This is a genomic window from Geodermatophilus siccatus (assembly GCF_900103785.1).
Lineage (GTDB): Bacteria > Actinomycetota > Actinomycetes > Mycobacteriales > Geodermatophilaceae > Geodermatophilus > Geodermatophilus siccatus.
Genome location: NZ_FNHE01000028.1, coordinates 1 through 6,588, shown reverse-complemented (window position 1 = coordinate 6,588; position 6,588 = coordinate 1). Strand labels below are relative to the sequence as shown.

The following is a 6,588-nucleotide window of genomic DNA, read 5'->3' as shown; positions in this document are numbered from 1 at the left end:
AACGCCAGGTGGAGCGGCTGATGCGCACCGACGGGCTGCACGGCGCCCGCCGTGGCCGGGCGTTCAGGACCACGCGGGCGGACGCGGCCGCGGCCCGGCCGCCGGACCTGGTGCAGCGCGACTTCACCGCGCCGGCGCCCAACCGCCTGTGGCTGGTCGACTTCACCTACGTGCCGACCTGGTCGGGCATGGCGTTCACCGCCTTCGTGCACGACGCGTTCAGCCGGCGGATCGTCGGCTGGCGCACCGCCGGATCGATGCCGACCGAGCTGCCGCTGGACGCGTTGGAGATGGCCCTGTGGACCCATCAACGGGCAGGTGAGGACATCACCGGCGTCATTCAGCACAGCGACGCGGGCAGTCAATACACCGTGATTCGGTATCAGGCTCGGCTGACCGACGCCGGCGCGGTGGCCTCGATCGGCAGCGTCGGGGACTCCTATGACAACGCCGCCGCCGAGAGCCTGATCGGTCTGTACAAGACCGAGTGCACCCGCCGGGACGGTCCTTGGCGCGGCGTCGAGGACCTCGAGCTGGCCACCCTGTCGTGGGTGCACTGGTTCAACACCACCCGCCTGCACAGCGCCCTCGGCCACAGGCCCCCGGTCGAGGTCGAGCAGGAGTACTACCGTTCCATCACCGCCGAGCAGCAGCCGCTGCCGGCATAACCGCCCCGCTACGAAACCGGGGACGGTTCATGGTGTTCCATCGCGGCTCGCCCGCCCGGGGGACAAGCCGCAACGAACCTGTTGTCAGACGGCCGAACCGGGCAACCCTGCGGTGGTGACCTTCACGGCGCCCACGGTGCCCGCTGCCATGGGCGGCGATAGCCGCGTAGGCGAGGGCGGGTAAGCACGGGCCGCTGCACCGCCTTCGTCACCGTGAGCCCCGGTCGTGAGGTTCGCTGCATCCAACCGGCCGATCACGGGCCGACAGAGGACATCCATCAGGGACTGCTGCGGGGCACCCTGCCCGACGGCACCGAGCAGGCCGCCTCGCTGGTGTGGAGTTCCGTCGTGGCCCCGTGGGATGAGCACAACCTCCGGAGGTCGACGTGACCGCTGGCGGCGATGCCCCTCCCGCGGTGTTCAAGGCGACCGCGACCTACCCGTACGTCCACGAGGAGAAAGCAACCCTGGCGCTGGGCGGCCAACTGCGGGAGCTGGCAGCTGCGACCGGCGAGCGACCCAACTGGTCAACCCTCGCCATCGCGGGCCCACTGAGACCGTCGGCGCCCACGGACGGACCTGGTTTGAGTGGGTAGCCACCGCGGAAGCTGTTGTGGTACCCGTCGACCGCAACGCGTAGTCGCCGCAGTACTTACCTCGAGGCCGTCTAGTTCCCGGAGGAGCTATGGCTGATGATGCTGCCCCAGTCGAAACCGGCCGCCCAAACGAGGAGCGCGGACCAAGACATTGGCTTTGGTCGCTGGCGGGCGTTGTCGCGGTCGCCATCCTCTTGTTCGTGCTGTGGTGGGGCCCATGGCTCTTCACACGGCACCCCAGCAGTGAGCTCAGTGACGCGGAGGAACTCAAGGCCGAAAACGACGTCCGCACCACCCTCGTGCAAACCGTCGCCGGGCTAGCCGTGGCTGCTGGTGCGTTTGTCACCTACCGCACGTTTAGACAGAATCAACTCGAGCAGGCGAACCGACACGACCGCGAGGAGCGTACTTACAAGCTCAACCAATCACAGCAGGTCACCGACACGTACACCAAGGCCGTTGAGCAGTTGGGCCACAAAGAAGCCCCCGTTCGATTGGGTGCGTTGTACTCGCTAGTGAGCCTCGCACAGGACAACCCCCCTCGGCGCCAGACCGTGGTCGATGTGCTCTGCGCCTACCTGCGGATGCCCTACACACCTTCAAGGCGGGATGAGCCGACCTCAGGTTTGGCTGCCACAAACGATGCGACGCCGCCGGCTCCCGACGAGGGCGAGCCCCAGCGAGACACAGTCCAGGAGCTCCAGGTCCGCCAGACCGCCCAGCGTCTCCTTGCCGACCACCTCCACTATCCCCCTCACACTTCAGGTACGGACGCCCAGGGCACCGAGCCCTCGCCTGAGGCAATATTCTGGCCGGGCATCAGCATCGACCTCACGGGCGCTTCTCTGGTCGACCTCTCCCTGAGAAGTGCGTCAGTCATCCGCGCGGACTTCAGCCGGGCGACCTTCTCCGGCGACGCCTCGTTCGACGGGGCGACCTTCTCCGGCGACGCCCGGTTCGACGGCGCGACCTTCTCTGGCGACGCCCGGTTCGACGGCGCGACCTTCTCCGGCGACGCCCGGTTCGACGGCGCGACCTTCTCCGGCGACGTCTGGTTCGGTAAGGCGACCTTCTTCGGCGACGCGCGGTTCGACGAGGCAAACTTCCACGGCTACGGCTGGTTCGAAAAGGCAACCGTCTCCGGCGACGCCTGGTTCGGTCGGGCGACCTTCTCCGGCCACGCGCGGTTCGACAAGGCGACCTTCTCCGGCGACGCCCGGTTCGATAGGGGGACCTTCTCCGACGACGCCCGGTTCATTGAGGCGACTGTCTCCGGCGACGCCTGGTTCGGCGGCGCGACCTTCTCCGGCGCTGCCTGGTTCGGCGGCGCGACCTTCTCCGGCAACGCCCGGTTCGGCCGGGCCTCCTTCTCCAGCCACGCCTCGTTCAGCCAGGCGACCTTCTCGGGCTACGCCTGGTTCGGTAAGGCGACCTTCTCCGGCAACGCCAGGTTCGACGAGGCGGCCTTCTCCGGCCACGCTTCGTTCGACGGGGCGACCTTCTCCGGCCACGCCTTATTCGACAAGGCGATCTTCTCCGGCAAGGCGTGGTTCCATGTGACCCTCTCCGGCCACGCTTCGTTCGGCGGAACGCGCATCTTGCGCCTCGACGATCCGGAGGTAAACGGGGGCCGACGGCGGGTCTGGCCGAATGGGTGGGCCGTCCACCCCGATGCAGACGACCCAGCGCGGGGGACGCTCGTCCGCGTCGAGTCCACAGCGGAGGACGGATAATCTGTGGCTGGGGGGCAGGTCGGGAGGTCTAGCCCCTTGTGCCGCGGACAGTGCGCAGTCGCGGATGGCTGTCGAGTGCCTCAAGCTCGGCCGGCGTGCGGTCCCACGACAACAACAGCAACCCATCCATCCGGCGGCGCAGATCCGACTCGTCGCGCAACCGAGCCAAAGGGATTCTCGGGCACGGCAGCCACTGTAGAGCTCACCGAGGGCGACGTCCGAAACGCCTGTGAGCACCAGCCGACGGACCTCTTCATCGTGGACAGCATCGTGTGGAGACGAGAAGCCGACGGGTCCATCTGAACCGAGGGCGGTACTGAGCGCGTGCTGCACGACTGGTCACCGGCTACGGAGCTCGTCGCCGCGACGAGGTATTGCTACCGCATCCCCGAGCGATGGTAGCTCCCCGAGTTACGTTGCTTCTTCAAGTCAAGAGGCGGCCGCCATGCGTCCGCTACGCGTCCGCTGGGAACCGTTCGCCCGACGGCCAGGGATCAGGCAGGCCGAAGAGGGTTGGAGGGTCGATGGACTGAGGGCTGAAGGTCACTTCCCCATCGACAACAGCGGCGGTGCGCCATATTGGTAGTCCTTCGACGGCGCGAAGAGGGTTCGGATGGAGCCAAAGGGTTGGAACTTCCACCCCCACTCGCCCAGGATGCATATTGCGGGCCAGGAGTACGCCTGACACTGAGGTGTGAAGCCATGAAGTCCCGTCCCACCAATAACCATCGGACGCCCAAGTCGGCTGCCCGACCACCTCTCCACTCTCGGTCGTTACAAGCTCGAAGCTCTCGGTGCCATATAGGGCGTCGGCTATGTCGTCGCCATCGGAGCTGAGACTACTGATTGCGAGGGCCACGATATACGGACGGCCCAGATCACCGTAGGCCTTGCCCTTCTTGGACAGGGCTGTGCGGATTGGAGTCTTGTCGTCAACAATTTGGGCGCGAGTGCCACCGAATATCCCGAGAGGACGGACACCTGTCCCAGTGCCCCTGGATCCAGGGGACTTCGGGATGGCTCGGAACGTGATCCGCCATCCGTCCGCGTCCCAGGTGAACGTCGGTAGCGCCTCCGCCGACCCTCCATCGAGGACACCCAGCAGTTCATCTGGATCGAGGGGAGCTAGCCAACTTGTGAGGGCGAGGCGCAGCTTCTTAGTGGCAAGAGTGACTGACCCTGACCGCTCGACGGCGATCCAAAGGAAGAAGTTCGGACTATCGAGCTTGTCCAGCTGCCCGTACACGGCTTTGACACGATTCCCCGCAACAGCATCGACATCGCTCGGGGAGATGGCGCGGGCCTCCACATAAAACGACGTTTGATCGTTTGATGCTAGGAAGTCGGGCTTTCGCGTCCCCTCGGGGACATCCGGATGACAGGTGACCGTGAACCCACTTCCAACCAGAGATTCATGAAGATACAACTCCCAGAAGGCGCTGTTTAAATCCCGGTCATTTGAAGATCTGAGCCGCGACCGGATGTCGGCCTTGGCGCCGGCGCATAGGCGGGAGAACCAGTCATCTATCAGGGTGCGTATGTCATCCCAGAAGACTCCCGAGACCCTGGCGTAGAAGTCGGCGGAACTCTCGTCGTGACGAGCAGGCGAGGGGTCGCTGCGCGAGATGTCGTCGAAGACCTTCACGCTGCACACGATGCCGTTTCAGCCAGCGAGCCCCGTCGGATCCCCGGGTGTCCTAACGATTAGCCGTGTTGCCCGCCGGGGTGCCGCCGACGACCAGCACGTTGAGGCCCCCGACGGCGGCGGCCTCGAGGAACCGCGCGGCCTGCCGGGTCACCTTGCCCAAGACGACCAGCTCGTCGAGCGAGTTCGCCTGCAGCACGAACGTGCGGATGTTGACCCGCCATCCGGCGGGTGATGTCCGGGGCGTGATGGTGGCCCCATGGTGGCTCGCCGACCGGTCAGATCAACTCATGATGGGGCGGGCCGAGGTGCCGGCGCCCAGTCAGGCGCGGGGCAGGACCAGATCGGCTGTGACTGGCAGGTGGTCGGACCCGGATGTGCTGAGCACAGCCGCACTGCACGTTGTGACGTTGCTGTGCAAGACGTAGTCGATGCGGGCGTGGGGGTTCACGGTCGAGTACGTGTAGCCGGGTCCCACGCCGGCCTCGGCCCACGCGTCGACGAGGTTCTGGGTGATGGCGTCGATCTCCGGGGTGTCCGGGCCGGCGTTGAGATCGCCGGTGAGGATGACCGGCTCCTGGGCGGTGCTGATCCTCTTCCGAATGGCGGCGACCTGGGCGAGGCGCTCCTGCTGGCTGCTGTGCTGCAGGTGCGTGGTGAAGACCCGCACCTGGATTCCGCGCATGGTGACCAGCGCCTCGAGCAGGCCTCGCTGCTCGGAGCTCCCACTGCGGGGCAGCAGGGTGTTGCGCCACTCGCGGATGGGCGCGTCAGACAGGATGGCGTTGCCGTACTGACGTCGCGGCGCACCGGGGGTCAGCGGGCCGAGGTCCAGGTTCGCGCCGTACACGACATGCATGCTCAGGTCCCGCGCCAGTTCCGCGGCCTGGTCGGCGAAGTCGCTGCGCTGACTCCAATGCCGGTCGACTTCTTGCAGGCCCACGATGTCGGCGCCGGAGTGACCGATCTCGGCCGCGACCCGGTCGAGATCCAGGCGGTCATCGACGCCCTGGCCGTGCGCGATGTTGTAGGACATGACGCGGATCGGCCGGTGCGCGGCAGCTGACTCGGCGAGGGCGCGCGACGACGTGCCGGTCGCCAGGACGTCGGGGGCCGCTCCGCGCGGCGTCGTCGGGTTGAGGTGCACGAGGCCTCCCGTGAGCGGGGTCGGGGTGCATCCCGCAGCCCGAATGCGCCCGAGTGAGCGTTGCGGCGACGGCCCGCGGCCATCGGAGGAGCGTTGAACGACTACGTAAAGTAGTGGTTCGGGTGAGAAGAGTAGTCGCTGGTGCCCGGCTCGGAAAGCCTTCGGCGCCTGCCATGCGTCTGTGCTGATGCGTCTGCTGTCCGCGTGCGAATGGGGATGACCACGTGCAGCCGCGGCCCGTCGGGCATCACCGCGTCGACGAACGGCGTAGACATGTCGATCCGCCGTCCCGAGGTGCGCCGCATCCGCTCGACCAGGTCGGCCAGCTCACGGGCGCCAGAATCGTCGTGGTCAGCTCCGGGCGGCCGCGCCGCGCGACGAACACCCGGTTCGACTCGTCACACCCGTCGGACGGAGCAGCTTTGATCAACAATTGGTGTGTAATCTCTTGCGCATGGGAAGACGTGCGCTAGATGTCGTAGCCAGGGACGTTGTTGACGGTCGGCGTGGCGCCTTGGTGACGAAGGAGACCTCCGGAAGGAGTGGCGGTGCTTGACGTCGCCGTTGCCAACCGGAGGTCTCCGTGGCCCACGCTAACGCCCGTACCACCGTGTTCGCCCGCACGCTGATCGTCGACCGTGTCCTGGCCGGTCACCGGCCCGGTGAAGTGGCCAAGCAGCTGGGCGTCAGTCGGCAGACGGTTCACAAGTGGGTGCGCCGCTGGCGCGCCGAGGGCGAGGCCGGGCTGGCCGACCGCTCCTCGCGGCCGCACCGCATGCCCCGGCAGACCTCGCCGGAG

6 protein-coding genes are annotated in these 6,588 nt (G+C 66.9%); 3 read left to right on the top strand and 3 right to left on the bottom strand.

From position 1 onward, the window contains the following. The coding region (locus tag BLS21_RS24315; RefSeq protein WP_139177300.1) for an IS3 family transposase at window positions 1-668 on the top strand (668 nt) is incomplete at its 5' end. Window positions 669-1,353: 685 nt separating this feature from the next. Then, window positions 1,354-2,997 (top strand): pentapeptide repeat-containing protein, encoded by a 1,644-nt coding sequence (locus tag BLS21_RS24310; protein WP_091224477.1) that lies wholly within the window; start codon window positions 1,354-1,356, stop codon window positions 2,995-2,997. Between the two features lie 454 nt (window positions 2,998-3,451). On the opposite strand, the gene BLS21_RS24875 is transcribed toward BLS21_RS24310, so the two are convergent. From BLS21_RS24875 to BLS21_RS24305, 3 genes are all read right to left on the bottom strand, one after another. Continuing rightward, a complete protein-coding gene (locus BLS21_RS24875; RefSeq protein ID WP_139177299.1) occupies window positions 3,452-4,642 on the bottom strand; it encodes a hypothetical protein in 1,191 nt (396 codons plus the stop codon). 52 nt (window positions 4,643-4,694) lie between these two features. Then, on the bottom strand, window positions 4,695-4,841 hold the full coding sequence (locus BLS21_RS24870) for a hypothetical protein (RefSeq protein WP_245700751.1): 147 nt from the start codon (window positions 4,839-4,841) through the stop codon (window positions 4,695-4,697). Window positions 4,842-4,964: 123 nt separating this feature from the next. After that, a complete protein-coding gene (locus BLS21_RS24305) occupies window positions 4,965-5,789 on the bottom strand; it encodes an endonuclease/exonuclease/phosphatase family protein (RefSeq protein WP_217636265.1) in 825 nt (274 codons plus the stop codon). A 583-nt stretch (window positions 5,790-6,372) separates the two neighbouring features. Here BLS21_RS24305 and BLS21_RS24300 point away from each other — a divergent pair. After that, window positions 6,373-6,588 (top strand): leucine zipper domain-containing protein (locus BLS21_RS24300; protein WP_139177298.1); only part of this gene is annotated, 216 nt, incomplete at its 3' end.